Origin of the sequence: Streptomyces netropsis, assembly GCF_014203545.1 — a bacterium.
GTDB classification, from domain to species: Bacteria; Actinomycetota; Actinomycetes; order Streptomycetales; family Streptomycetaceae; genus Streptomyces; species Streptomyces netropsis.
Genome location: NZ_JACHJG010000001.1, coordinates 834,381 through 859,248, shown reverse-complemented (window position 1 = coordinate 859,248; position 24,868 = coordinate 834,381). Strand labels below are relative to the sequence as shown.

General features: G+C 70.3%; 20 protein-coding genes. 8 read left to right on the top strand and 12 right to left on the bottom strand.

Annotation, left to right across the window (positions count from 1 at the left end):
• Positions 1–197: 197 nt before the first annotated feature.
• On the bottom strand, positions 198–3,737 hold the full coding sequence (gene dnaE / locus FHS38_RS03875; protein ID WP_184730598.1) for a DNA polymerase III subunit alpha: 3,540 nt from the start codon (positions 3,735–3,737) through the stop codon (positions 198–200).
• A 182-nt stretch (positions 3,738–3,919) separates the two neighbouring features.
• Here dnaE and FHS38_RS03870 point away from each other — a divergent pair, with 182 nt between their 5' ends.
• The 6 genes from FHS38_RS03870 (at position 3,920) to FHS38_RS03845 (ending at position 10,357) form a co-directional block, all read left to right on the top strand.
• A complete protein-coding gene (locus tag FHS38_RS03870; protein WP_184730596.1) occupies positions 3,920–5,260 on the top strand; it encodes a DUF2252 domain-containing protein in 1,341 nt (446 codons plus the stop codon).
• A 121-nt stretch (positions 5,261–5,381) separates the two neighbouring features.
• Positions 5,382–6,017 carry a hypothetical protein gene (locus FHS38_RS03865; RefSeq protein ID WP_184730594.1) on the top strand — a complete coding sequence of 212 codons (636 nt, stop codon included), beginning with the start codon at positions 5,382–5,384 and terminating at the stop codon, positions 6,015–6,017.
• Between the two features lie 51 nt (positions 6,018–6,068).
• A complete protein-coding gene (locus FHS38_RS03860; protein WP_184730592.1) occupies positions 6,069–6,887 on the top strand; it encodes a thioredoxin domain-containing protein in 819 nt (272 codons plus the stop codon).
• Positions 6,888–6,974: 87 nt separating this feature from the next.
• Positions 6,975–7,664: a hypothetical protein gene (locus FHS38_RS03855; RefSeq protein WP_184731134.1), complete on the top strand. Its 690-nt coding sequence runs from the start codon at positions 6,975–6,977 to the stop codon at positions 7,662–7,664.
• A gap of 49 nt (positions 7,665–7,713) precedes the next feature.
• On the top strand, positions 7,714–8,559 hold the full coding sequence (locus FHS38_RS03850) for a thioredoxin domain-containing protein (RefSeq protein ID WP_184730590.1): 846 nt from the start codon (positions 7,714–7,716) through the stop codon (positions 8,557–8,559).
• A gap of 121 nt (positions 8,560–8,680) precedes the next feature.
• Positions 8,681–10,357 carry an alkaline phosphatase D family protein gene (locus tag FHS38_RS03845; protein ID WP_184730588.1) on the top strand — a complete coding sequence of 559 codons (1,677 nt, stop codon included), beginning with the start codon at positions 8,681–8,683 and terminating at the stop codon, positions 10,355–10,357.
• 20 nt (positions 10,358–10,377) lie between these two features.
• Here the strand turns inward: FHS38_RS03845 and FHS38_RS03840 are convergent, their stop codons facing one another.
• Positions 10,378–11,001, bottom strand: a complete 624-nt coding sequence (locus FHS38_RS03840; RefSeq protein WP_184730586.1) for a dienelactone hydrolase family protein — start codon at positions 10,999–11,001, stop codon at positions 10,378–10,380.
• Between the two features lie 75 nt (positions 11,002–11,076).
• Between FHS38_RS03840 and FHS38_RS03835 the strand changes: the two genes are divergently transcribed.
• Positions 11,077–12,180: a mechanosensitive ion channel family protein gene (locus tag FHS38_RS03835; protein ID WP_184731132.1), complete on the top strand. Its 1,104-nt coding sequence runs from the start codon at positions 11,077–11,079 to the stop codon at positions 12,178–12,180.
• A 163-nt stretch (positions 12,181–12,343) separates the two neighbouring features.
• Here the strand turns inward: FHS38_RS03835 and FHS38_RS03830 are convergent, their stop codons facing one another.
• From FHS38_RS03830 to FHS38_RS03810, 5 genes are all read right to left on the bottom strand, one after another.
• Positions 12,344–13,933, bottom strand: coding sequence for a Na+/H+ antiporter (locus FHS38_RS03830; RefSeq protein ID WP_184730584.1), 1,590 nt, complete (start codon positions 13,931–13,933; stop codon positions 12,344–12,346).
• Positions 13,934–14,027: 94 nt separating this feature from the next.
• The gene (locus tag FHS38_RS03825) at positions 14,028–14,510 is read right to left on the bottom strand and encodes a GNAT family N-acetyltransferase (RefSeq protein ID WP_184730582.1); all 483 of its coding nucleotides are present in this window, start codon (positions 14,508–14,510) and stop codon (positions 14,028–14,030) included.
• Positions 14,507–15,448: an RluA family pseudouridine synthase gene (locus FHS38_RS03820; RefSeq protein WP_184730580.1), complete on the bottom strand. Its 942-nt coding sequence runs from the start codon at positions 15,446–15,448 to the stop codon at positions 14,507–14,509. Before FHS38_RS03820 ends, FHS38_RS03825 begins: the two co-directional genes overlap by 4 nt.
• 103 nt (positions 15,449–15,551) lie before the next feature.
• The gene (gene lspA, locus FHS38_RS03815) at positions 15,552–16,127 is read right to left on the bottom strand and encodes a signal peptidase II (RefSeq protein ID WP_184730578.1); all 576 of its coding nucleotides are present in this window, start codon (positions 16,125–16,127) and stop codon (positions 15,552–15,554) included.
• A gap of 77 nt (positions 16,128–16,204) precedes the next feature.
• The gene (locus FHS38_RS03810) at positions 16,205–17,218 is read right to left on the bottom strand and encodes a TraR/DksA family transcriptional regulator (protein WP_184730576.1); all 1,014 of its coding nucleotides are present in this window, start codon (positions 17,216–17,218) and stop codon (positions 16,205–16,207) included.
• Positions 17,219–17,686: 468 nt separating this feature from the next.
• On the opposite strand from FHS38_RS03810, the gene ileS reads away from it, so the two are divergent.
• Positions 17,687–20,830, top strand: a complete 3,144-nt coding sequence (ileS, locus tag FHS38_RS03805) for an isoleucine--tRNA ligase (protein ID WP_184730574.1) — start codon at positions 17,687–17,689, stop codon at positions 20,828–20,830.
• A 184-nt stretch (positions 20,831–21,014) separates the two neighbouring features.
• On the opposite strand, the gene FHS38_RS03800 is transcribed toward ileS, so the two are convergent.
• From FHS38_RS03800 to pgeF, 5 genes are all read right to left on the bottom strand, one after another.
• Complete coding sequence (locus FHS38_RS03800) at positions 21,015–22,208, bottom strand: DivIVA domain-containing protein (protein ID WP_130877320.1); 1,194 nt, start codon at positions 22,206–22,208, stop codon at positions 21,015–21,017.
• 49 nt (positions 22,209–22,257) lie between these two features.
• Entirely contained in the window at positions 22,258–22,548 is a 291-nt protein-coding gene (locus tag FHS38_RS03795) for a YggT family protein (protein WP_130877321.1), read from the bottom strand.
• 74 nt (positions 22,549–22,622) lie between these two features.
• A complete protein-coding gene (locus tag FHS38_RS03790; RefSeq protein WP_130877828.1) occupies positions 22,623–23,225 on the bottom strand; it encodes a cell division protein SepF in 603 nt (200 codons plus the stop codon).
• Between the two features lie 123 nt (positions 23,226–23,348).
• A complete protein-coding gene (locus FHS38_RS03785; RefSeq protein ID WP_184730572.1) occupies positions 23,349–24,080 on the bottom strand; it encodes a YggS family pyridoxal phosphate-dependent enzyme in 732 nt (243 codons plus the stop codon).
• Positions 24,077–24,844 carry a peptidoglycan editing factor PgeF gene (gene pgeF / locus FHS38_RS03780; RefSeq protein WP_184730570.1) on the bottom strand — a complete coding sequence of 256 codons (768 nt, stop codon included), beginning with the start codon at positions 24,842–24,844 and terminating at the stop codon, positions 24,077–24,079. The genes FHS38_RS03785 and pgeF overlap by 4 nt, the downstream gene beginning before the upstream one ends.
• Positions 24,845–24,868 lie beyond the last annotated feature (24 nt).

Below are 24,868 nucleotides of genomic sequence, written 5' to 3'. Positions count from 1 at the left end.
GCTCACGGGCTTCCGGCCGCGGGCCGCCCGGCCGGAACCGGTCCGGCGCCTTGAAGTGCGCGTGGGGCGCGCCCGGTTGACCCGGGCGCGCCCCACGTTGCCATATGACGGAATTGTCAGCCTGTCTCGATTCGGGCTCGATCAGGCCCGGCCGGTCCGGCGTGTCCGGCGTGTCCGGCCTGATCCGCTCAGCCCGCTCAGCCCGCCAGGCAGGAGGGGCCGAGCAGCACCTTGAGGTCGCCGAAGAGCGCCGGGTCCGGTGTCACCCGGTGGCGGTCCAGGCGCAGCACCGTCGTCTTGCGGGCGCCCTGGAGCTTGATCCGCACCTCGGTGGAGCCGCGGTGGTGGGTGAGGACCTGACCGAGCTTCTCCACCAGCGGCGGGGTGACCTTGACGGTGGGGATGGTGATGATCACGGGGGCGTTGGTCCCGGCGTTGGACAGGTCGGGGACCATCAGCTCCATGGCGACCAGACGGGGGATGTCCTCGCGCTTGTCGAGCCGCCCCTTGACGAAGACGACGGCGTCCTCGACGAGCTGGGTGGAGACCAGCTGGTAGGTGGCGGGGAAGAACATGCAGTCGATGGAACCGGCCAGGTCCTCGACGGTGGCGATGGCCCAGGCGTTGCCCTGCTTGGTCATCTTGCGCTGGAGGCCGGAGATGATGCCGCCGATGGTCACGATCGCGCCGTCGGCGTGCTCACCACCGGTGAGCTGGGAGATCGCGGCGTCGGCCTTGTCGTTCAGGACGTGCTCGATGCCGAAGAGCGGGTGGTCGGAGACGTAGAGGCCGAGCATCTCGCGCTCCTGCGCGAGGAGGTAGGACTTCTCCCACTCGATGTCGGAGAACTCCACGTCGAGCCCGAAGCCGGGCTCGTCGCTGTCCGCCTCGCCCATGCCGCCGAAGAGGTCGAACTGGCCCTCGGCCTCCTTGCGCTTGACCTGGACCACGTTGTCGATCATCGGTTCGTAGTGCGCGGTGAGGCCCTTGCGGGTGTGGCCCATCTCGTCGAAGGCGCCGGCCTTGATCAGGGATTCCACGGTCCGCTTGTTGCAGACGACGGCCTCGACCTTGTCGAGGAAGTCGGGGAAGGAGCTGTACTTCCCCTTGGACTTACGGCAGCGGATGATCGAGTCCACCACGTTCTGTCCGACGTTGCGGACGGCGGTGAGGCCGAAGAGGATCACGTCGTCGCCCTGGGCGGCGAAGTTCGACTCGGACTCGTTGACATTGGGCGGCAGCACCTTGATGCCCATGCGACGGCACTCGTTGAGGTACGTCGCCGACTTGTCCTTGTCGTCCTTGACCGAGGTCAGCAGGGCGGACATGTACTCGGCCGGGTAGTTGGCCTTGAGGTAGGCGGTCCAGTAGGTGACCAGGCCGTACGCCGAGGAGTGCGCCTTGTTGAAGGCGTAGCCGGCGAAGGGGACCAGCACGTCCCACAGGGCCTGGATGGCCTCGTCGGAGAAGCCCTTCTTCTTGGCGCCGTCCTTGAAGAAGACGAAGTTCTTCGCCAGCTCGTCGGGCTTCTTCTTGCCCATCACGCGACGGAGGATGTCGGCCTCGCCGAGGGAGTACCCGGCGATGATCTGCGCGGCCTTCTGCACCTGCTCCTGGTACACGATGAGGCCGTAGGTGACGCCCAGGACCTCCTTGAGCGGCTCCTCCAGCTCGGGGTGGATCGGGGTGATCTCCTGCTGGCCGTTCTTGCGCAGGGCGTAGTTGGTGTGCGAGTTCATGCCCATCGGGCCCGGCCGGTAGAGGGCCGAGACGGCGGAAATGTCCTCGAAGTTGTCGGGCTTCATCAGGCGCAGCAGCGAGCGCATGGGGCCGCCGTCGAACTGGAAGACGCCGAGCGTGTCACCGCGGCAGAGCAGTTCGTACGTGGTGGGGTCGTCCAGCGGGATGGCCAGGAGGTCGATGTCGACGCCCTTGTTGGCCTTCACCATCTTGACGGCGTCGTCCATGATCGTGAGGTTGCGCAGGCCGAGGAAGTCCATCTTCAGCAGGCCGAGCGACTCACAGCTCGGGTAGTCCCACTGCGTGATGGTCACGCCGTCGGAGTGCCGCACCCAGACGGGGACGTGGTCGGTGATCGTCTCGCTGGACATGATCACACCGGCCGCGTGCACACCCATCTGGCGGACCAGGCCCTCGACGCCCTTCGCGGTGTCGATGACCTTCTTGACGTCCGGCTCGTTCTCGTACATCCCCCGGATCTCGCCCGCCTCGCTGTAGCGCGGGTGGCTCGGGTCGGTGATGCCGTTGAGGTCGATGCCCTTGCCGAGGACGTCGGCGGGCATGGCCTTGGTGAGCCGGTCGCCCATCGCGTAGGGGTAGCCGAGGACGCGGGCGGAGTCCTTGATCGCGTTCTTGGCCTTGATCTTGCCGTACGTACCGATCATGGCGACCTTGTCGGCGCCGTACTTCTCGGTGACGTACCGGATCACCTCACCGCGCCGACGCTCGTCGAAGTCGATGTCGACATCGGGCATGGAGATGCGCTCGGGGTTGAGGAACCGCTCGAAGATCAGCCCGTGCTCGATCGGGTCGAGGTCGGTGATGCCCATGGCGTAGGCGACGATCGAACCGGCCGCCGAGCCTCGGCCCGGGCCGACCGCGATGCCGTTGTTCTTGGCCCACATGATGAAGTCGGCGACCACGAGGAAGTACGCGGGGAAGCCCATCTCGATGATGATGCCCATCTCGTACTCGACCTGCTTGAGCCGGTCCTCCGGGATGCCGCCGGGGTAGCGCCGGGCCATGCCGCGCATGGTCTCCTCGCGGAACCAGGTGACCTCGGTGAACCCCTCGGGCACATCGAACTTCGGCATCAGGTTCCGCTCCTGGAACCAGCCCTCGGTGTCGATCTGGTCGGCGACCAGGCGCGTGTTGGCGCAGCCCTCCTGCCAGGCGTCGGAGGAGTCGATGGCGTACATCTCGTCCGTCGACTTCAGGTAGTAGCCGGTGCCGTCGAAGCGGAAGCGGTCCGGGTCGGAGAGGTTCTTGCCGGTCTGGATGCAGAGCAGGGCGTCGTGCGCGCTCGCCTCGTGCGCGTAGGTGTAGTGGGAGTCGTTGGTGACCAGCGGGGGGATGCCGAGCTTCTTGCCGATCTCCAGCAGGCCGTCGCGGACCCGGCGCTCGATCTCGATGCCGTGGTCCATCAGCTCCAGGAAATAGCGGCCCTTGCCGAAGATGTCCTGGTAGTCGGAGGCGGCCTTGAGCGCCTCGTCGAAGTGGCCGAGCCGCAGCCGTGTCTGCACCTCGCCGGAGGGGCAGCCGGTGGAGGCGATCAGGCCCTCGGACCACTGGGAGATGGTCTCCTTGTCCATGCGCGGCCACTTGGTCAGCCAGCCCTCGGCGTACGCGTCGGAGGACAGCCGGAAGAGGTTGTGCAGACCGGTCTTGTTCGCCGCCCAGATGGTCTTGTGCGTATAACCACCCGAACCGGAGACGTCATCGCGCTTCTGGTGCGGCTGTCCCCACTGGACGCGTCGCTTGTTGCGCCGCGACTCGGGCGCCACGTACGCCTCGATGCCGATGATCGGGGTGACGCCGGCCTTCTTGGCCTGGTGGAAGAAGTCGTACGCGCCGTGCAGGTTGCCGTGGTCGGACATGGCGATATGCGTCATGCCCATCTCATTGCAGGCCTTGAACATGTCCGACAGCCGCGCGGCACCGTCCAGCAGGGAGTACTGCGTGTGTACGTGCAGGTGCGTGAAGGGCGGCTTGGTCACGGTGGAAGACCTCCGGCGAACGGTCGGCGACAGCGGGGGAGACAGCTTTGAAGGTTACCGGCCCCCACCGACAATCGCGGGCACGCGCCGGTAGCCTCGCTCGTTGAGAGCGGCAGGACACCTGTCCGTTTCATGACCCTCCCCCGGCTACGGCTGGGGTGCCCCCACCAGGAGGACCAGCGATGGCGCTCGAGCACGTCCGGGCCACGCAGCGCGGCGAGGACATACTCGCTGTTTTCGACACCGCCTTCGGCACGCTCCTCGCGGCCGACCCCGCGGCCTTCCGGGTGAAGTTCCGCAAGATGGCGGCCTCGGCCTTCGCCTTCTACCGCGGCACCGCCTGCCTCTTCTACGCCGACCTGGCGCGGTCCGGCGAGCACGAGGAAGGCGCCGCGGGCCCGTATCTGGACGAGCGCACGAGCCGGGTGTGGATACACGGCGATCTGCACGCCGAGAACTTCGGCACCTACATGGACGCCAACGGCCGGCTGGTCTTCAACGTCAACGACTTCGACGAGGCCTACGTCGGCCCCTTCACCTGGGACCTCAAGCGCTTCGCCGCCTCCATCGCCCTCATCGGCTACACCAAGGCGCTCAGCGACGAGATGATCAGCGAGCTGGTGCGCGTCTACGCCGCGTCCTACCGCGAGCGCATCCACGCGCTGGCCACCGGCGCCAAGAACGAAGAGGTGCCGCCCTTCACCCTGGACACCGCCGAGGGCCCGCTGCTGGACGCGCTGCGCGAGGCCCGCTCGCTGACCCGCTTCGGGCTGCTGTCCTCGATGACCGAGATCCGGGACTTCGAGCGCCGCTTCCTGGCGGACGACGGCTCCATCGAGCTGGACGCCGCGACCCGCTACAAGATCCTCGCCGCCTTCGACGGCTATCTGGAGACGCTCCCCGACACCAGCCTGGCCCGCCCCGACTCCTATCGCGTCAAGGACGTCGTGGGCCGCCGGGGCATCGGCATCGGCAGCGCCGGCCTGCCCTCGTACAACATCCTCCTGGAGGGCAACAGCGACGCCCTGGAGAACGACGTCGTCATCTACATGAAGCAGGCGCAGACCCCGGCGGTCTCCCGGCACATCACCGACCCGAAGGTGCGCGGCTACTTCCAGCACGAGGGCCACCGCACGGTCATCTCGCAGCGCGCCCTCCAGGCGCACGCGGACCCGTGGCTGGGCTGGACCGAGCTGGACGGGGCCGGGCAGCTGGTCGCGGAGATCTCCCCGTACGCGGTGGACCTCGACTGGTCGGACATCGACGACCCGGCCGAGATCGCGGCCGTCGTCGCCGACCTGGGCCGGGCCACCGCCACCATGCACGCGGCGGCCGACGACCAGAGCGGCCACTCGCTCGTCCCCTTCTCCACCGAGCGGGCCATCGACGCCGTGATCGCCGCCGACGAGGACGGCTTCGGCGATCTGCTCGTCGACTTCGCCCACTCCTACGGCGCCCGGGCCCGCGCGGACCACCAGATCTTCGTGGACCTCTTCCGCAACGGCCGGATCCCGGGCCTGTAGCGGCCGGGAAGCACAGGACACCGTAGGGCCCGGTGGGGGATTCCGGGCCCTACGGGCGGTTCCGGGCCCTGATGAGGGGCTTAATCCGCCTTTATCGCAGGCCGTGCCAGACTTGTCAGTCATGGACATTTCGGCGGCACGGTTGCGGGCATTGCGCGCGGCGCTGTTCACAGCGCTGTGCCTGACGCTGTCCGCGGCCTCCCACGTGCTGCTGTCCGGCAGGCCGCTGCCCCTGCCGACCGTCGCTGCGGCGTCCGTCGCCGTCTTCGCGACGGCCTACGCGCTCGCGGGCCGGGAGCGGGGCTTCGGACACATCGCCGCCCTCCTCGTCCCGCTGGAGCTGGCCGCCGACGCCCTCTTCACCACCGGGCAGCGGACCTGTTACGGCGCGGACGGCCGTCCCGTGCCGGGCGCGCTCACCGCGCTGTGCGGCGGTGGCGGGATCGACGGGCCGTTCGCCCCCGTGACCGGCCCGGGCACGGCGTCCTGGCTGCTGCTCGCCGCGCACCTCGCGGTCGGGCTGCTCGCCGCCGCCTGGCTGCGGCGCGGCGAAGCGGCGCTGGCCCGGCTGCTGCGCGCCGTCGCGGCCCTCGCCTTCCGCCCGCTGCTGCTGGCCGTCACGGCGGCCGTCCCCCTCGCGCGCCCCGGCGGCCCGCGCGTCCGGGCCGTGCGCCACGCGCGCGTGCCCGCCGCCCCTCCCCTGCTTCTGCACTCCGTCGTACGTCGCGGACCACCGCTCGGCCTCGCCCTCGCCTGAGCGGTACGGATCCCCACGCAGACAGCATTGACAGCACGGAGAAGTCGGAACATGAGCAAGCGCAACAACTGGGAGAACAAGCAGTCGGCCCGCGAGCGGCTGCGCGCCGAGCGGGAGCGGCAGGCCAAGAAGGAGAAGACGCGCCGCCAGCTCGTCGTCGGCGGGTCGGTCGCCGCGATCCTGGCGGTCGCGGCGGGCATAGCCGTGGCCGTCACCCAGCTCGGCGGGGGCAAGGACTCCGACTGGGCGGCGGTGGCGAAGAAGGAGCTCGTCAAGCCCGCCAACACCGCCGGCGCCAAGGGCACCGAGATCGTCATCGGTGACAAGAAGGCCAAGCACACCCTGGACCTCTACCAGGACATGCGCTGCCCGATCTGCTCGGTCTTCGAGCAGAACGTCGGCGGCACGCTCGACAAGGACGTCAAGGACGGCAAGTACAAGGTCTCGTACCACGTCGCCACCTTCCTCGACCGCAACTTCGGCGGCGACGGCTCGAAGAACGCGCTCAGCGCGCTCGGCTCGGCCCTGAACGTCGGCCCCGAGGCGTTCAGCGCCTACAACAAGGCCCTCTACGCCAAGGCCAACCACCCGCAGGAGACGAAGGACGACTACGCGAAGGACGACGTCCTGCTGAAGATCGCGAACGAGGTCCCGGCGCTCAAGAACAACGCGGAGTTCCGCAAGAACGTCGAGGACGGCACCTTCGACAAGTGGGCGCTGGAGGTGTCCGCCGAATTCGACAAGGCCAAGGACGTCACCGGCACCCCGACGCTCAAGCTCGACGGCAAGAAGCTGACCACGGACGGCAAGAACGTCCCGATCACCCCGGACCAGTACACCAAGGCGGTCGAGGCCGAGCTGAAGTCCTGAGCCCCCTCGCCCGGGGTGTCCCGTCCCCGCCGTCGATGCCGAATCTTGACACGACACATACCCACGATCGTGGCAAACTTCGGCCTCATGGAGGGGACGGGAGTTCGACTGAGAGCACTGCGCGCGGCGCTCTTCACGGCTTTCTGTCTCACGCTGTCCGCCGCCTCCCACGTGCTGCTCTCGCGGATGCCGCTGCCGCTGTCCACGGTCGCCGTGCTGGCCGCCGCGTTCTTCACGATCGCCTACGCGCTGGCCGGCCGGGAGCGCGGCTACGGGCAGATCGCCGCCCTCCTCGTCCCCCTGGAGCTGGCGGCCGACACCGTCTTCACCGCCGGGCAGCACACCTGTTACGGCCAGGCGGGCGGTCCGATCGCGGGCCCGCTGCGCTCGATGGGCGTCGATCTGGTCTGCCGCGGCGGCGACTTCGGCACCCCGCTGGCCCGGATGGCCGCCCGGAGCGGCACCGGCCCGCTCCCCGCGCCACCCGAGGCAGGGTCCGCCACCCCGTGGCTGCTGCTCGCCGGACACATCGCGGTCGGTCTGCTGGCCGCCGCCTGGCTGCGCCGCGGCGAGGTGGCGCTGGCCCGGCTGCTGCGCGCGGTCGCGGCGAGCGCCTTCCGCCCGCTGCTGCTGGTCGCCGCCGCGGTGGTCCCCCTCGCGCGTCCCGCCGACGCGCGTCCGCGGCCCGCACGCCACGCGCGCGTGCCCCGCTCGTTGCCCCTGCTCGTCCACTCCGTCGTGCGACGCGGTCCGCCCCTGTGCCCGGCAGTCGCCTGAGCACCAGCGTTCCCCCTCATTCGTACGTTCATCACCCGGAGAAGACCTCATGAGCAACCGCAACAACCAGCAGAACAAGCAGGCCGCCCGCGAGCGGCTGCGCGCCGAGCGGGAGCGGCAGGCCAAGAAGGACAAGACGCGCCGCCAGCTCGTCGTCGCCGGGTCGATCGTCGTCGTGCTCGCGATAGCCGGCGGCATCGGCTACGCGGTGACCAACATGACCAACGGCAGCAAGAACAACAAGGTCTCCGCCAAGGCATGGAAGGCCGCGTCCGACAAGACGGACTACAAGCAGCCCGCCAACACCACCGGCGACAAGGGCGCCACGGTCGTCATCGGCAAGAAGGACGCGAAGAACACCCTCGAGATCTTCGAGGACATGCGCTGCCCGATCTGCGCGGACTTCGAGGCCACCACGGGCGACACCATCCTGAAGGACATCAAGGACGGCAAGTACAAGGCGCAGTTCACGATGGGCGCCTTCCTCGACGACAACCCGCAGATCGCGGGCTCCGGTTCGCGCAACGCCCTGAGCGCGCTGGGCGCGGCGCTGAACGTCGGCCCGGACGTCTTCCTCGAGTACAAGAAGGCGCTCTTCGACAAGAAGAACCACCCGCAGGAGACGGACGACGCCTACTCCGACGACGCCAAGCTGATCGAGATCGCCCAGTCGGTCAAGGAACTCAAGGGCAACAAGGACTTCGACGCCGCCGTCGAGAAGGGCACCTACGACAAGTGGGCCCTGGCCGTCGCCGACAACTTCAAGAAGGCCAAGGACGTGACCGGCACGCCCACCTTCAAGCTCAACGGCCAGAAGCTGACGGGCGCGGGCGGCGGCGCCCCGGGCTCGCCCCAGGAGTTCACCTCGCTGGTGGACGAGGCGCTGAAGAAGTAGCCGCGTACCGGCGGCCACGGTAATGATCAGTGGTCGTCGAGCCGACGGGCGGGCGAACTCTTCGAGTCCGTCCGCCCCATGGCCTTACCCCGGGTTTTACCGATAAGTAATATGACGGCTCGTGACCCCATATGACCAGATCTCGCGCCGCACGGCCGTCACGGCCGTAGCCGCCACCACGACCGCGGCCCTGCTGCCCCTGGCCACCGCCCCCGCCGCCCACGCGCGGCCCGCCGTGCCCGCGCCCGCCGCGGCCCCCGCCGCCGGGACCACCGCGGCCACCGGCTTCCTGCACGGAGTCGCCTCCGGCGACCCGCTCCCCGACGGCGTCCTGTTGTGGACCCGGGTCACACCCGCCCCCGAAGCCGTTCCCGGCTCCGGGCTGGGGCCGGACGTCGAGGTCCGCTGGCAGGTCGCCGAGGACGCGGCCTTCGCCCGGGTCGTCGCGCACGGCACGGCCACCGCGTCGGCCGCGACGGACCACACCGTCAAGGCCGACGTCCGCGGCCTCCGTCCGGCCACCGGCTACCACTTCCGCTTCACCGCCGGCGGTGTCACCTCCCCCGCCGCCCGCACCCGCACGGCCCCCGCCCACGGCGCGGCCACCACGGGCGTCCGCTTCGGCGTGGTCTCCTGCGCCAACTGGGAGGCGGGCCACTTCTCCGCGTACCGCCACCTCGCCGGGCGAAGAGACCTGGACGCGGTGCTGCACCTCGGCGACTACATCTACGAGTACGGGACCGGCACCTACCCGGCCGCGAAGTACGTCGTGCGCCCGCACTCCCCCGCCCACGAGATCGTCAGCCTGGCCGACTACCGCGTCCGCCACGGCCGTTACAAGACCGACCCCGATCTGCAGGCCCTGCACCAGGCGCACCCGACCGTGGCCATCTGGGACGACCACGAGTTCGCCAACGACGCCTGGTCGGGCGGCGCCGAGAACCACACGCCCGGCGCCGAGGGCGACTGGGCCGCCCGCATGGCCGCCGCGAAGCAGGCCTACTTCGAGTGGATGCCGGTCCGCCCGTCCGTCGAGGGCACCACCTACCGGCGGCTGCGCTTCGGCAAGCTCGCCGACCTGCACCTGATGGACCTGCGCTCGTTCCGCTCGCAGCAGGTCAAGGGCGGCGCGGTCGACGACCCCGAGCGCACCATCACCGGCCGGGCCCAGCTCGACTGGCTCAAGGCGGGCCTGGCGTCGTCGGACACCACCTGGCGCCTCGTGGGCAACTCCGTGATGATCTCCCCGGTGGCCTTCGGCGCCCTGCCCGCCCATCTGCTGGAGCCGCTCACCAAGCTGCTCGGGCTGCCCACGGGCGGCGTCCCGATCAGCACCGACCAGTGGGACGGGTACACGGACGACCGGCGCGAGCTGCTCACCCACCTCGCCGACCGTGCGATACGCAACACCGTCTTCCTCACCGGCGACATCCACATGGCCTGGGCCAACGACGTGCCCCGTACGGCCGCGACGTACCCGATATCGCCGTCCGTGGCCACCGAGTTCGTGGTCACCTCGGTGACCTCGGACAACCTCGACGACCTCCTGCACGTGCCGCCGCACACGGTCTCCCTCGCCGCCGCCACCGCGATCAAGGCCGCCAACCGGCATGTGAAGTGGCTCGACATGGACTCGCACGGCTACGGCGTCCTCGACATCACCGCCGAGCACGCCCAGATGGACTACTACGTGCTGTCCGACAAGAGGGACCCGAAGGCCACGTCCTCCTGGTCCCGGTCCTACCGGACGCGCACGGGCACCCAGCGCGTCGAGCGGGTGAAGACCCCCGTCGGCTAGGACCGTCTCCCGGACAGGCCCTACCCGAGGTCGTCGAGGAAGCCGAGCGCCACCTTCCAGGCGGCCTCGGCCGCCTCCTTGTCGTAGTCCGCCAGCTCGGGGTCGGTGAACAGGTGCCCGGCCCCGGCGTAGCGGTAGACCTCCACGTCCGCGCCCGCCCGCTGCATCCGCAGGTACCAGGCGTTGAGCCAGTCGTGCGGCTCGAAGGGGTCGGGGTCCGCGACGTGCAGCTGCACGGGCAGCTCGTCCACGGCCGCGTCCTCGGCGAGGTCGGAGGTGCCGTGCAGGAGCAGCAGGCCGCGCGCCTTCTCGTCGCCCAGCGCGAGGTTCTGCGCAATCGATCCGCCGAGCGAGAAGCCCGCGTAGACGAGGCCGCGGTCGGACAGCGGCGCCACCGCGGTGATGGCCCGGCGCAGCAGCTCCTCCTTGCCGATCTCGTCCTTGATCAGCATGCCCTCCTCGACGGTGTCCGTCGTCCGGCCGTCGTAAAGGTCCGGAACGTGCACCTCGTGACCGGCGGCGCGCAGGCGCTCGGCGGCGGCGTGCACCGCGGGCCGCAGCCCGAACGCTGAATGAAACAGGACAATCGTGGTAGGGGACGCCACTGGAGTCACTTCCTTACAGGTGGATCGCGTGTCACCCATCGTGCCAGTTACGGTCGGGAGGACGCCCACCGGAGAGCAGCGAGGACCGCAGGCCGGAAGGAGCCACACGTGTCCATGGAGGACGTGCTGCGTCCGCTCATCGTCGTCGGTGGGGCGGTGCTCATCACCGCGGTGGTCGGCTGGGTGGCCGACCAGGTGCTAGGCCGGATCGCCGCCCGGCACCCCGAGATGCCGCTGTGGGGCCTGCTGGGCCGCTGCCGGCTGCCGCTGCGCCTGGTGCTGTGCGCGGCGCTGCTGCGCGGCAGCTACGAGTCCTCCGGGGTGGCCGAGGGGCACGAGGCCGGGGTGGGCCAGGCGCTGACCCTGGTGCTGATCGGCGCGTGTGCCTGGCTGGTGGTACGGGTGGCCACCGCCGTGGTCGAGTCGACGTACGCCCGCTACGCCGCGCACGCGGCGGACCCGGCCCGGGTGCGCCGGGTGCGCACCCAGGTCACGCTGATCCAGCGGATCGTCACGGCCGCCATCTGTGTGGTGGCCGTGGCGGCGATGCTGCTGACCTTCCCGGCGATGAAGACCGTGGGGACCTCGATGCTGGCCTCGGCCGGTGTGATCGGCATCGTGGCCGGTGTCGCGGCGCAGTCCACGCTCGGCAATCTCTTCGCCGGGCTGCAGATCGCCTTCGGCGACCTGGTCCGCATCGGTGACACGGTCGTGGTCGACGGCGAGTGGGGCAAGGTCGAGGAGATCACGCTCACCTATCTGGTGGTGACCACCTGGGACGAGCGGCGGATCACGATGCCGGTGTCGTACTTCACCAGCAAGCCGTTCGAGAACTGGTCGCGCGGCAACCAGCGGATGACCGGCACGGTGTTCTTCCACCTCGACCACTCGACGCCGATAGACCTGCTGCGCGACCACCTCCACAACGTGCTCAAGAGCAGCCACGAGTGGGACGAACGGTCCTGGGGCCTGGTCGTCACCGACACCACCCCCTCGACCATCCAGGTGCGGGCGCTGGTGACCGCCAAGGACGCCGACGACATCTGGACGCTGCGCTGCCTGGTGCGCGAACAGCTCATCGAGTGGCTGCGGCGGGAGCATCCGTACGCGCTGCCGCGCATCAACACCGCGCCCGCGCCCGGCCTGGAGGAGGCCCCCTCCCGTCGGCAGGCCCCGCCGACCGCCGACGACATCGGCCCGGGTCCGGGGACGAACTAGGGCCGGCCGATGGCAGCCCGTCCGGCGATTGAGGACGCGCCCGCAGGGCGCTCGCCGCCGCAGGCGGCACAGGCGGCCCGCAGTCGAAGCCGCCCCCAGCGGCAGCCGGGGAGAGCGAGGACACCGACGGGCAGCGGAGGTGCGCATCGGCCAGGCCCAGGCGCTAGCCGCGCAGGCTCCGGACGTCCAGTTGGCGCAGCACCCGGTCGACGACCTCCGGGTCGGCGCCGGGCTCGCTGCGCGCGGCCAGCACCTCGTGCCGGGCGGCGGAGAGCATCTCGTTCTGGATGCGCTGCACGGTGCGGATCCGCTCGACGCGCTGGGCGTGGGCCTCGCGGCGCTCCTCGTCCACCATGTCGGGGCTGATCCGGGCGCCCACCTCGTAGGCCCGCCGGTGGAGCTGTTCGACGAGGTCCTCGGGGAGGTCCTCGTCCTGTTCGATCTCCTTGAGCCGGCGCTTGGCGGCCTTGGCGACGCGCACGGCGAGCCGTCGCGACAGCTCCCGCTCGGCGTCGGCGTCGGGCTCCACGCCGAGCCGCTTGACCAGCCAGGGCAGGGTGAGGCCCTGGACGACGAGGGTGGCGACGATGACGGCGAAGGCGATGAAGAGCATCTCGTCGCGGGCGGGGAAGGGCGAGCCGTCGTCCGTGCGCAGCGGGATGGCGAGGGCCAGCGCGACGGAGGCGACGCCGCGCATCCCGGACCACCACATCACGACCGTCTCGCGCCAGCTCATCGGGATCTCCTCGTCGAGGTCCCGGCGTCGGTGCAGCTTCTTGGCGAGCCACGCGGCGGGCAGCAGCCACAGCAGGCGTACGCCGATGACGACCGCGACGACGACGGCCCCCGTGCCGAGCATCTCGTGCCAGCGGCCAGAGGCGGCGTGGAAGACGGTGTGGAGCTCCAGGCCGATGAGCCCGAAGGCGACGCCGGTGACGAGGGTGTCGACGACCTCCCAGAAGGTGTGACCGGCCAGCCGCCCGAGGACGTCGTCCGGGTCCGTGGCGTACTCGGCGAGGAACAGCGCGGTGACGAGCACGGCGAGCACGCCGGAGCCCTTGAACTCCTCGGCCAGGACGTAGGAGACGAACGGCACCAGCAGGGTGAGCCCGATCTGGAGCGTCGCGTCGCCGAGGACGTCCAAGAGCTTCTTGGCCGCCCAGCCGAGGGCCAGCCCGACCGCCAGGGCCACCACGGCGGACAGCACCAGCTCGGCGACGGCCCGCGGCAGCGAGAAGCTGCCGCTGACGGCCGCGGCGATGGCCACGTGGTAGAGCACGATGGCGGTGACGTCGTTGAAGAGCCCCTCGCCCTCCAGGATGGAGACCAGACGGCGGGGCAGCCCGAGGGAGCCCGCGACGGCGGTGGCGGCGACGGGGTCGGGCGGGGCGACGAGCGCGCCGAGGGCGACGGCGGCAGCGATGGGCAGGCCCGGCACGATGGCGCCCGCGACGGCGGCGACCGCGGCGGTCGTGACGAAGACGAGCGCGACGGCGAGCAGGAAGATCGGCCGCAGGTTGGCCGCGAACTGCCGCCAGGAGGTGCGCTGCACGGAGGCGTAGAGCAGGGGCGGCAGCACCAGCGGGAGGATGAACTCCGGTGGGATGTCCACGTTCGGCACGAACGGCAGCAGCGCGAGGACGATCCCGCCCAGGGTCATCAGCACCGGTGACGGCAGCCCCAGCCGGTCCCCGAGCGGCACCGTGACCACGGCCCCGATGAGCAGGACGAACAGCAGGGCGAGCTGGTCCACGGATGCCCTCCGGGCAGGTGGGGGAACAGACGTTCAGGCCCCAGCCTGCCATGGAACGGGGCAAACCCCGTGATGACGGGCGCCTCAGAGCACCTCAGAGCAGCTTGGCCATCGCCCGGTGCGGGATGCCGCTGCCCTCGTCGAACTCCGGTCCGTACGCGGCGTACCCCATGCGCTCGTAGAAGCCGAGGGCGTGCGTCTGCGCCTCGAGGTAGACCCGGGCCAGGCCCAGTCGCCGGGCCTCGTCCTCCACCGCCCGCACGAGCGCGGCACCGAGGCCCGTGCCCCGTGCGGCGCCGCCGACGGCGAGCCGGCCGAGGACGGCCGTGGTGTCGTCGTCGACGCCGGCGTGGGCGTACTTCCGCCGGGCGGGCCCGCCGTGCAGGAAGCGCACCGTGCCGACGGGGCCGGCCGGGCCGGTGGCCAGGAGATGGACCGCGTCGGTGTCGTACGCGTCCATCTCCTCCGCCTCCGGGATCCGCTGCTCCACGACGAAGACCTCACGGCGCACGGCGAAGCAGTCCGCCAGCTCCGCCGGGCCCGCCGGGCGGATGACGTAGGGGGCGTCCCGGCTCACGCGCTTTCGGCGCGCACGATGTCCAGGGCGCGCTGGAGGTCCTCGGGGTAGGCGCTCTCGAACTCCACCCAGCGCCCGTCCTCGGGGTGCTCGAAGCCGAGCCGCATGGCGTGCAGCCACTGCCGGGTGAGGCCCAGCCGCTTGGCGAGGGTCGGGTCGGCGCCGTAGGTGATGTCACCGACGCAGGGGTGCCGGTGCGCGGCCATGTGCACCCGGATCTGGTGCGTGCGGCCGGTCTCCAGCTTGATGTCGAGGAGGCTGGCGGCCCGGAACGCCTCGATGAGGTCGTAGTGGGTCACCGACGGCTTGCCCTCGGCGGTGACGGCCCACTTGTAGTCGTGGTTGGGGTGCCGGCCGATGGGGGCGTCGATGGTGCCGCTCATCGGGTCCGGGTGGCCCTGGACCAGCGAGTGGTAGCGCTTGTCGACCGTGCGCTCGCGGAACTGCTGCTTGAGCAGGGTGTAGGCGCGCTCGGACTTGGCGACGACCATCAGGCCGGAGGTGCCGACGTCCAGGCGGTGCACGATGCCCTGGCGCTCGGACGCACCCGAGGTGGAGATGCGGTAGCCGGCGGCGGCGAGACCGCCGATGACGGTGGTGCCGGTCCAGCCGGGGCTCGGGTGCGCGGCGACGCCGACCGGCTTGACGATCACGACGATGTCGTCGTCGTCATGGACGATCTCCATGCCCTCGACGGGCTCCGCGACGATCTGCACCGGCGCGGGCGCGGCGGGCATCTCGACCTCCAGCCAGGCCCCGCCGGTGACCCGGTCGGACTTCCCGGCCTCGGCCCCGTCGAGCTGGACCTTGCCCGCGGCCGCGAGTTCGGCCGCCTTGGTGCGGGAGAAGCCGAACATGCGGGCGATGGCGGCGTCGACGCGCTCGCCTTCGAGGCCATCGGGGACGGGAAGGGCGCGGATCTCGGGAATGGTGCTCACCCGTCGAGTATGCCGGACGGGCCGGACCCACCCGTACGCCCGTCCGGGACGACGACGGCCCGGCCCCGTCGAGGGCCGGGCCGAAAGGCGTGCGACGAAGCCGTCAGTCGTCCGTGTGGACCGTGCCGTCCGGGTCCAGGCCGCGGAAGGAGAGGATCACGATCAGGAAGCCGCCGCAGACGATCGCGGAGTCCGCGAGGTTGAAGACCGCGAAGTGCGCGGGGGCGATGAAGTCCACCACCCCGCCCTGGAAGCCGCCGGGCGACCGGAAGAGCCGGTCGGTGAGGTTGCCGAAGGCGCCGCCGAGCAGCAGACCGAGCGCGATCGCCCACGGCAGGCTGTAGAGCTTGCGGGCGAGGCGCGCGATGACCACGATCACGGCGGTGGCGATCACGGTGAAGACGATGGTCATCGCCTCGCCGATACCGAAGGCCGCACCGCGGTTGCGGATCACGTTGAACTGGAGCCAGGTGCCGAACACCTCGATCGGGTCGTGGTGCTCCAGCTTGGCGACCACGACCAGCTTGCTGATCAGGTCGAGCAGGTAGGCGCAGACGGCGACCGTGAGGAGCACGCCGATCCGCCGCTTGCCCTTGGCCCCGCCGCTCTCGCCGGCCGTCGCCTCTCCGGCCCCGTCGACGCCCTCCGGCATACCGGTGGCCTGTTCCGCCTCTGTCACGTGAGTCCCTCGACGTCGTCCCACACCAGGGCCCTGCCTGGCTGAGGTCGAGGGTACGGCACGGCGTGGGCGCCCGGTCAGCGACGTTCCTGACGTTGCTTGCACTCGACACACAGCGTGGCCCGCGGGAAGGCCTGCATCCGGGCCTTTCCGATGGGATTGCCACAGTTCTCACAGACCCCGTACGTACCGGCGCCGAGCCGCTCCAGCGCACGCTCGGTCTGCTCCAGCATCTCCCGGGCGTTGGCGGCCAGGGCCAGCTCGTGCTCGCGGGTGATGTTCTTGGTGCCGGTGTCGGCCTGGTCGTCGCCCGCGCCGTCGCCCGAATCGCGCATCAGGCCGCTGATCGCCTCCTGGGCGGTGTCGATCTCGGACCGCAGCCGGATGACCTCGCTCTGCAGCTCCGTCCGGGCCTCGGCCACCTCCTCCGGCGACCAGGGCTCCTCACCGGGGCGTACGGCGAGGGCACCGGGCTCCGCGGCGCCCGCACGGGCCCCCGGCACCGTCTTCGCGGCCTGTGCCTCGCTCGTCGTCTTCTTCGCGGCCACCGTCCTGGCTCCCGTCTTCTTGGCGGGCACCGCCTTCTCGGCAGGTGCGGATGCCGCTCGCGCGGCCTTAGCGGCTGGTGCGGCCTCGGCCCGGACGGCTTGTGCGGCCGTGGCTTCGGCGGGCGCGGCCTTCCTGGCCGCGGTCCTGGTGGAGATCTTGGTCGCGGCCTTGGTCGTGGTCCTGTCCGCGGCCTTGGTGATCGTCTTCTTGGCGGCCTTCGTGGGCGCGGTCTTCGCGGCGGTCTTCGCGGTCGCGGTCCGCTTCACCGGTGCGACCGCCTTCTTCGCGGTCTTCCCGGCAGCGTCCTTCTTGGCGAGGGCATTCTTGACCGCGTCCTTCTTGACCGCGTCCTTCTTGGCGGGGGCCTTCTTGGCAGGGGCCTTCTTCGATGGAGCGGCCTTGGAGGTCGGGGCGGCCGGGGCTGCCTTCTTCACGGCGGCGGTCTTCTTGGCGGCGGCCGGGGCGGTCGTGGTGGTCTTCCTGGCCGCGGGCGCGGCCTTCTTGGCCGGTGCGGCCGTCTTCACGGACTTCTTCGCCGCCATGGCCGCGACCCCTTCACATTTTATGATCTTGCGCGCGAATCGTGCCGGAACGATAAATCGGCTCCGGGCACGCGGCAACGGGCCACGCCGGTCTCAACCCTTGTGCCCCGCACCCGGCCCTGTAATCGGCGGCCCGCGCCCGGCGGGGGTAAATCGGTCGGCCGTCTTGGGCGCGGCCCTTTACACTGGGCGCAGCGAAAGGCGTGGAAGGGACGAGTAGCGCCGCACGCAGCCATGAGCGATCCGGGGACGGTGCGAGCCCGGAGGTGTGCGCGGTGTGAAGATCACCCCCGAGCCGCCGGAAGAACGCCCCCCGTGGGGTCAGTAGAACCGGTGTCGCGGCCCAATGAGGGGGCCACAGGCGGGCTGCCTGCGGCCAAGGAGGGTGGTACCGCGGGAGCCGGAGGCTCTCGTCCCTCCGACGGAGAGCGCGACAGCGCAATGACGTTCCGCCGGAGGCAGACCCAGATGAATCCGCAGCCGCAGTACCGCCAGGTGCCCGCACAGGTCGACCTACCCGCCCTCGAGCACGCCGTGCTCGACTTCTGGCGCGAGAACAAGGTCTTCGCCCGCACGCTCGAGCAGTCCGAGGGACGCCCCGAGTGGGTCTTCTACGAGGGCCCCCCGACCGCCAACGGCATGCCGGGCGCGCACCACATCGAGGCCCGCGTCTTCAAGGACGTCTTCCCCCGCTTCCGCACCATGCAGGGCTACCACGTCGGCCGCAAGGCCGGCTGGGACTGCCACGGTCTGCCGGTCGAGCTGGCGGTGGAGAAGGAGCTGGGCTTCAACGGCAAGCAGGACATCGAGAAGTACGGCATCGCCGAGTTCAACGCGAAGTGCCGGGAGTCCGTGACCCGCCACACCGACGCGTTCACCGAGCTGACCACCCGCATGGGCTACTGGGTCGACCTGGACGACGCGTACCGCACGATGGACCCCGCGTACGTCCAGTCCGTGTGGTGGTCGCTGAAGGAGATCTTCAACAAGGGGCTGCTGGTCCAGGACCACCGCGTCGCCCCCTGGTGCCCCCGCTGCGGCACCGGCCTGTCGGACCACGAGCTGGCGCAGGGCTACGAGACGGTCGTCGACCCGTCCGTCTTCGTCCGCTTCCCGCTGACCTCGGGCCCGCTCGCGGGCGAGGCCGCGCTGCTGGTGTGGACGACCACCCCGTGGACCCTGGTCTCCAACACGGCCGCCGCCGCGCACCCGGACGTCACCTACGTCGTGGCCACCGACGGCAACGAGAAGCTCGTCGTCGCCGAGCCGCTGCTGGAGAAGGCCCTCGGCGAGGGCTGGACGGCGACCGGCCAGTCCTTCACCGGCCGCGAGATGGAGCGCTGGGCCTACCGCCGCCCGTTCGACCTGGTCGAGCTGGAGAACGCGAACTTCGTCGTCAACGCCGAGTACGTGACGACCGAGGACGGCACCGGCCTCGTCCACCAGGCCCCGGCCTTCGGTGAGGACGACCTCAAGACCTGCCGCGCCTACGGCCTGCCGGTCGTGAACCCGGTCCGCCCGGACGGCACCTTCGAGGAGGGTCTCGGCCTCGTCGGCGGCGAGTTCTTCAAGAAGGCCGACGAGAAGCTCGTCGCGGACCTCTCCGAGCGCGGCCTGCTGTTCAAGCACATCGCCTACGAGCACAGCTACCCGCACTGCTGGCGCTGCCACACCGCGCTGCTCTACTACGCGCAGCCGTCCTGGTACATCCGCACCACCGCCGTCAAGGACCGGCTTCTCGAGGAGAACGAGAAGACCAACTGGTTCCCCGAGTCGGTCAAGCACGGCCGCTTCGGCGACTGGCTGAACAACAACATCGACTGGGCGCTCTCCCGCAACCGCTACTGGGGCACCCCGCTGCCCATCTGGCGCTGCGAGGAGAACCACCTCACCTGCGTCGGCTCGCTGGCCGAGCTCGGCGAGCTGACCGGCACGGACCAGAGCGCGCTGGACCCGCACCGCCCGTACATCGACGACGTCACCTTCACCTGCACCGCCGACGGCTGCTCGCACACCGCCGTCCGCGTGCCGGAGGTCATCGACGCCTGGTACGACTCGGGTTCGATGCCGTTCGCGCAGTGGGGCTACCCGTACCAGAACAAGGAGATCTTCGAGAAGCGCTACCCGGCGCAGTTCATCTCGGAGGCCATCGACCAGACGCGCGGCTGGTTCTACACCCTGATGGCGGTCGGCACGCTCGTCTTCGACAAGTCGAGCTACGAGAACGTCGTCTGCCTCGGCCACATCCTCGCCGAGGACGGCCGGAAGATGTCCAAGCACCTGGGCAACATCCTCCAGCCGATCCCGCTGATGGACCAGCACGGCGCCGACGCCGTCCGCTGGTTCATGGCGGCCGGCGGTTCCCCGTGGGCCGCGCGCCGCGTCGGGCACGGCACGATCCAGGAGGTCGTCCGCAAGACGCTCCTCACCTACTGGAACACGGTCGCCTTCCAGGCCCTGTACGCCCGTACGTCCGGCTGGGCGCCGTCCGCCGCCGACCCGGCGGCCGCCGAGCGGCCGCTGCTGGACCGCTGGCTGCTCAGCGAGCTGAACGCGCTGACCGACGAGGTCACGCAGGCCATGGACGCCTACGACACCCAGCGCGCCGGAAAGCTGCTGTCCTCCTTCGTGGACGACCTGTCCAACTGGTACGTGCGGCGTTCGCGCCGTCGCTTCTGGCAGGGCGACAAGGCCGCGCTGCGCACGCTGCACGAGGTCGTCGAGACGGTCACCCGGCTGATGGCCCCGCTGGTGCCCTTCATCACCGAGCGGGTGTGGCAGGACCTGATCGTGCCCGTCGACCCCGAGGCCCCGGCGTCGGTCCACCTCTCCACCTGGCCGAAGGCGGACACCGCCCTCATCGACCCGACGCTGTCCCAGCAGATGCTGCTCGTACGGCGCCTGGTCGAGCTCGGCCGCGCGACGCGCGCCGAGTCGGGCGTCAAGACCCGTCAGCCGCTGTCCCGCGCGCTGGTCGCGGCCGCCGGTTTCGAGTCGCTGGGTGCGGAGCTGCGGGCGCAGATCGCCGAGGAGCTGAACGTCTCCTCCCTGGCCTCGCTGAGCGAGGTCGGCGGCTCGCTGGTCGACACCACGGCCAAGGCCAACTTCCGCGCCCTGGGCAAGCGGTTCGGCAAGGGCGTCCAGGCGGTGGCCAAGGCCGTCGCCGAAGCGGACGCCGCCGCGCTGTCGCTGGCCCTGCGCGAGGGCACCGCCTCGGTCGTCGTCGACGGGGAGACCGTCCCCCTCTCCCCCGACGAGGTCATCATCACCGAAACCCCCCGCGAGGGCTGGTCGGTGGCCTCCGACTCGGGTGCCACCGTGGCGCTGGACCTGGAGATCACCCCGGAGCTGCGTCGCGCCGGTCTCGCCCGTGACGCGATCCGCCTGATCCAGGAGGCCCGTAAGAACAGCGGCCTGGACGTCGCCGACCGGATCGCGGTCCGCTGGTCCGCGCCGGGCGCCGAGACGGCCGAGGCGCTGGCCGAGCACGCGGGCCTGATCGCGGACGAGGTCCTCGCGCTCGACTTCGCCCAGGGCGAGGGCGACGACTCCTACGGCGAGTCGTTCGAGGACGAGGGGCTCGGCCTCGCGTTCCGCCTCCGCAAGGCGTAACTCCCGGGCGGCATCGGCCGCCTGACACAAGACCCGGTGCGCCCGGGGGCCAAGGCCCTTGGGCACACCGGGTCTTGTCGTACCGCGGCCCGCGCGGCGACGGGACGCAGATAAAAACGGGCCGGGCCCGGGACGTGAAGTCCCGGGCCCGGCCCGTTGATTGCCGACGTCTGACGCCGAGCGTTTAGTTGTCGTCCTCGTCGATCAGGAAGCCGCGCATCGGGGACGGAGCCTGCTGCATCGGCTGCTGGCCCTGCGGCCGGACCGGTGCCATCGGCTGCGTCATCGCCGGGGACATCTGCTGCTGACCGCCGTACGACGGGGCACCCGTCGCACCGCCGTGACCGCCCATGGACGGGTTACCGCCCATGCTGTGGCCACCCATGCCCGCACCGGCCGAGGCCATGGACCCACTCATCGAGGGGGCCGCCGGCAGCGACGCGGTCGCCGGGGTACGGGGCGGGGCGAGCGAGTCGTCCGCCTGGTTCTCCAGCTGGCGCAGCTGGCTCTCCAGGTAGGACTTCAGACGCGTGCGGTACTCGCGCTCGAAGCCGCGCAGGTCCTCGACCTTGCGCTCCAGCGTGGCGCGAGCGGACTCCAGGGAGCCCATCGCGACGCGGTGCTTCTCCTGCGCGTCCCGCTCCAGCGCGTCGGCCTTGGCGCGGGCGTCCCGCTCCAGGCCCTCGGCGCGGCTGCGCGCCTCGCCGACGATCTTGTTGGCCTCGGAACGGGCCTCCGCGATCGCCTGGTCGGCGGTCTGCTGCGCGAGCGAGAGCACACGAGCGGCACTGTCGCCGCCCGGGCCCTGGCCCTGCTGCTGCATCTGCTGGCCGGGGCCGCCCATCGGGCCGTTCTGGCCCATGCCCTGGCCCATGGGACCGGGACCGTTCTGCCCCATGCCGTTCTGACCCATCGGGCCGTTCTGTCCCATAGGACCGTTCTGTCCCATCGGACCGCCCATGGGGCCGCCCATCGGACCGTTCTGTCCCATGGGACCCGGACCGTGGGGACCCTGCGGGCCGTGGCCGTGACCGCTGGGGCCGGCCGGCAGCTGCGGGGCACCGCCCGGAAGCTGCGGCGGGCCGCCCATCTGCTGCTGCTGCGGCACCGGCTGCGGTCCGGATATGGCGGCGGGCACCGGAGCGCCCGGTCGCTGATCCTGCTGCTCGGGCTTGCGCATTCCCTGCTGCTGGTTCTGCGCGGCGGCCCGCGTGGCCGCGGCCAGCTTGGCGCGCAGGTCCTCGTTCTCCCGCAGCAGACGGGTCAGTTCGGCCTCGACCTCGTCCAGGAAGGCATCGACCTCGTCCTCGTCATAGCCTTCTCGGAGACGGACGGTCGTGAACTGCTTGTTCCGCACGTCCTCGGGGGTCAACGGCATCTCTTCTTCACCTCAACGTAGTCGTCGGCAACCGGCAAGACCGTATCGTTCACACCAACACCCGCCTGACGACGGCGATCAGGATGTAGACGATGATCATCAATACGAAGAAGGACAGGTCGAGCGCCACGCCCCCGAGACGCAGCGGCGGAATGAACCGCCGCAGAAGCTTGAGTGGCGGATCGGTGACAGTGTAGGTGGCCTCCAGAACGACCACCATCGCCTTACCGGGTTGCCATGAGCGGGCGAACTGGAAGACGTAATCCATCACCAACCGGAAGATCAGCACAACCAGGAAGCAATACAGCGCGATGTAGATCACCTGCAGTGCGATGTCCATCTCCCGCGCTTCCCTCTCCCCTTGCCCGTACTCGGCCCATTGGCCGTTTCACCCGGTTTGCCCGGTGTTGCGTCTCAGCTCTGGTTGAAGAACCCGCCCTCTGCGATACGGGCCTTGTCCTCCGCCGTGACATCGACGTTAGCAGGAGACAGCAGAAACACCTTCTGCGTCACCCGCTCGATGCTCCCGTGCAGACCGAAGACCAGACCGGCGGCAAAGTCGACAAGTCGCTTCGCGTCGGTGTCGTCCATCTCCGTCAAATTCATGATCACCGGGGTGCCCTCACGGAAGTGTTCCCCGATGGTACGGGCCTCGTTGTAGGTCCGGGGGTGCAATGTCGTGATGCGGTAGGGCTCCCGCTCGGACACAACCTTGGGCATGATCACCGGTGCGTTCTTCTCCAAAGAGTGGCGTTCTGGTGTGATGGACGCCACGGGGGCGATTCGCGCGGGTCGTCCCGTTTCCGCTACGAGCGGAGCGGGTTCGCGCTGGGCAGGGGGCTGGGCGACTCGAACCGGTTCGTCCGATTGCGTCTGTTGTGGCTGGTGTTGCTGTCGGCGCCGATCGGGTTCCGGCTCGGGCTCGAACTCGTCGTCGGGGTCGAACCCCGGGCCGTCGTACCCATCGTCCTCCACGAGGCCGAGGTAGACCGCCATCTTGCGCATCGCGCCGGCCATTCTCTGCGTCCTCCGCTCTGTGGTGGATCGGCTCCGCCAACGGGCGCCTTGGATCCACTTGGTCTGTCCGCCTTTTGACGGTAATGACCATATTTTCTGCTGTGGTCCGACTTCTTGGCGACGTTACCGGAGCCTGGGTCGGACTCCGAGTACCGCTGTGCCGACACGTACATGTGTCGCCCCGGCAGCAACGGCGTCCTCGAGGTCCGCGCTCATCCCTGCTGACACCATGTTCGCAGCAGGATGGGCCGAGCGCAGGTCCGTTGCGATTTCCATCAGCCGGTCGAAGGCGGCCCGTTGCCGCCCCGCATATGGTCCGACGAGCGGAGCGACCGTCATCAGCCCGGCCGGCCGCAGCCCTTCGGCTTCGGCGAGGGCGTCGGCGAGCGCCGCCACTTCGTCCGGCGCGGCACCGCCGCGATCCGCCGTCTTCCTCCCGGTCTGTCCCGACTCGGCGTCAAGAGCCACCTGGATCAGGCAGTCGAGCTTCCGGCCGGTCCGGACGGCCGCCGCGGAAAGGGAGTTGACCAGCTTGAGCCGGTCGACCGACTGCACCACATCAGTGTAATTCGCCACGGACCGGACCTTGTTGGTCTGCAGCTGTCCGACGAAGTGCCAAGTAAGGGACAAATCCGAGCATTCGGCGGCCTTGGGGGCCGCGTCCTGATCGCGGTTCTCCGCGACGTGACGGACACCCAGCTCGGCGAGGAGCCGGACGTCGCTCGCGGGGTAGGTCTTGGTGACCACGATCAGGGTCACGTCCTCGCGCGCGCGGCCGGCGGCCGCGCAGGCGGAGGAGATACGTTCCTCCACCTGAGCCAGGTTCTGGGCCAGTTGCGTTCTACGGTCCGTCACAGCTCAGCGTCCAACCAGACATAACTCGCGAGTCGACCCGTGGTGCGCTCGCGTCGGTACGAGAAGTGGTCCTTCGACTCCAGCGTACAAATGTGAGATTGTCCGCTGATCTCCACGCCGGCTCGGGCGAGTTGGGCCCGGACCCCGGCCGTGACGTCCACCGCCGGAGTGCCCCGGCGGGTGGTGGCCCAGGCCTCGGGCACGGACTTCGCCACCTCGGCGCGCATCTCCTCGGGCACCTCGTAGCAGAGTCCGCAGACCGAGGGGCCGAGCCGGGCGACGATCCGGGCGGGGTCCGCGCCGAGCGCGGTCATCGACTCGACGACCGCCGGGACGACTCCGGCGACCAGGCCCGGCCGGCCCGCGTGGGCCGCTCCCGCGACCCCGGCGACGGGGTCCGCGAGCAGTACGGGGGTGCAGTCCGCGGTCAGAACCGCGAGGGCCAGACCCCGGCGGGCCGTCACCAACGCGTCGACGGCCGGGATCGGGGCGGTGGAACCGGAGCCGTGCCACGGCCCGTCGACCACTGCCACGTCCCGGCCGTGCACCTGGTTCATCCAGACCACCGCCGCCGGGTCGAGGCCGAGTGCCTTCGCCGTCCGCTCGCGGTTGGCCCGCACGGCTTCGGGGTCGTCGCCGACCGCACCGCCGAGGTTCAGCTCGTCATACGGAGCGGCGCTCACCCCGCCCCACCTGTCGGTGAAGGCGAAGTGCGCGCCGCTCGCGTGCTCTTCGGATGTCACTGCGTGCTGTTGCCCTATCACTGGGGGCCGCTCACTCGTTGCCGC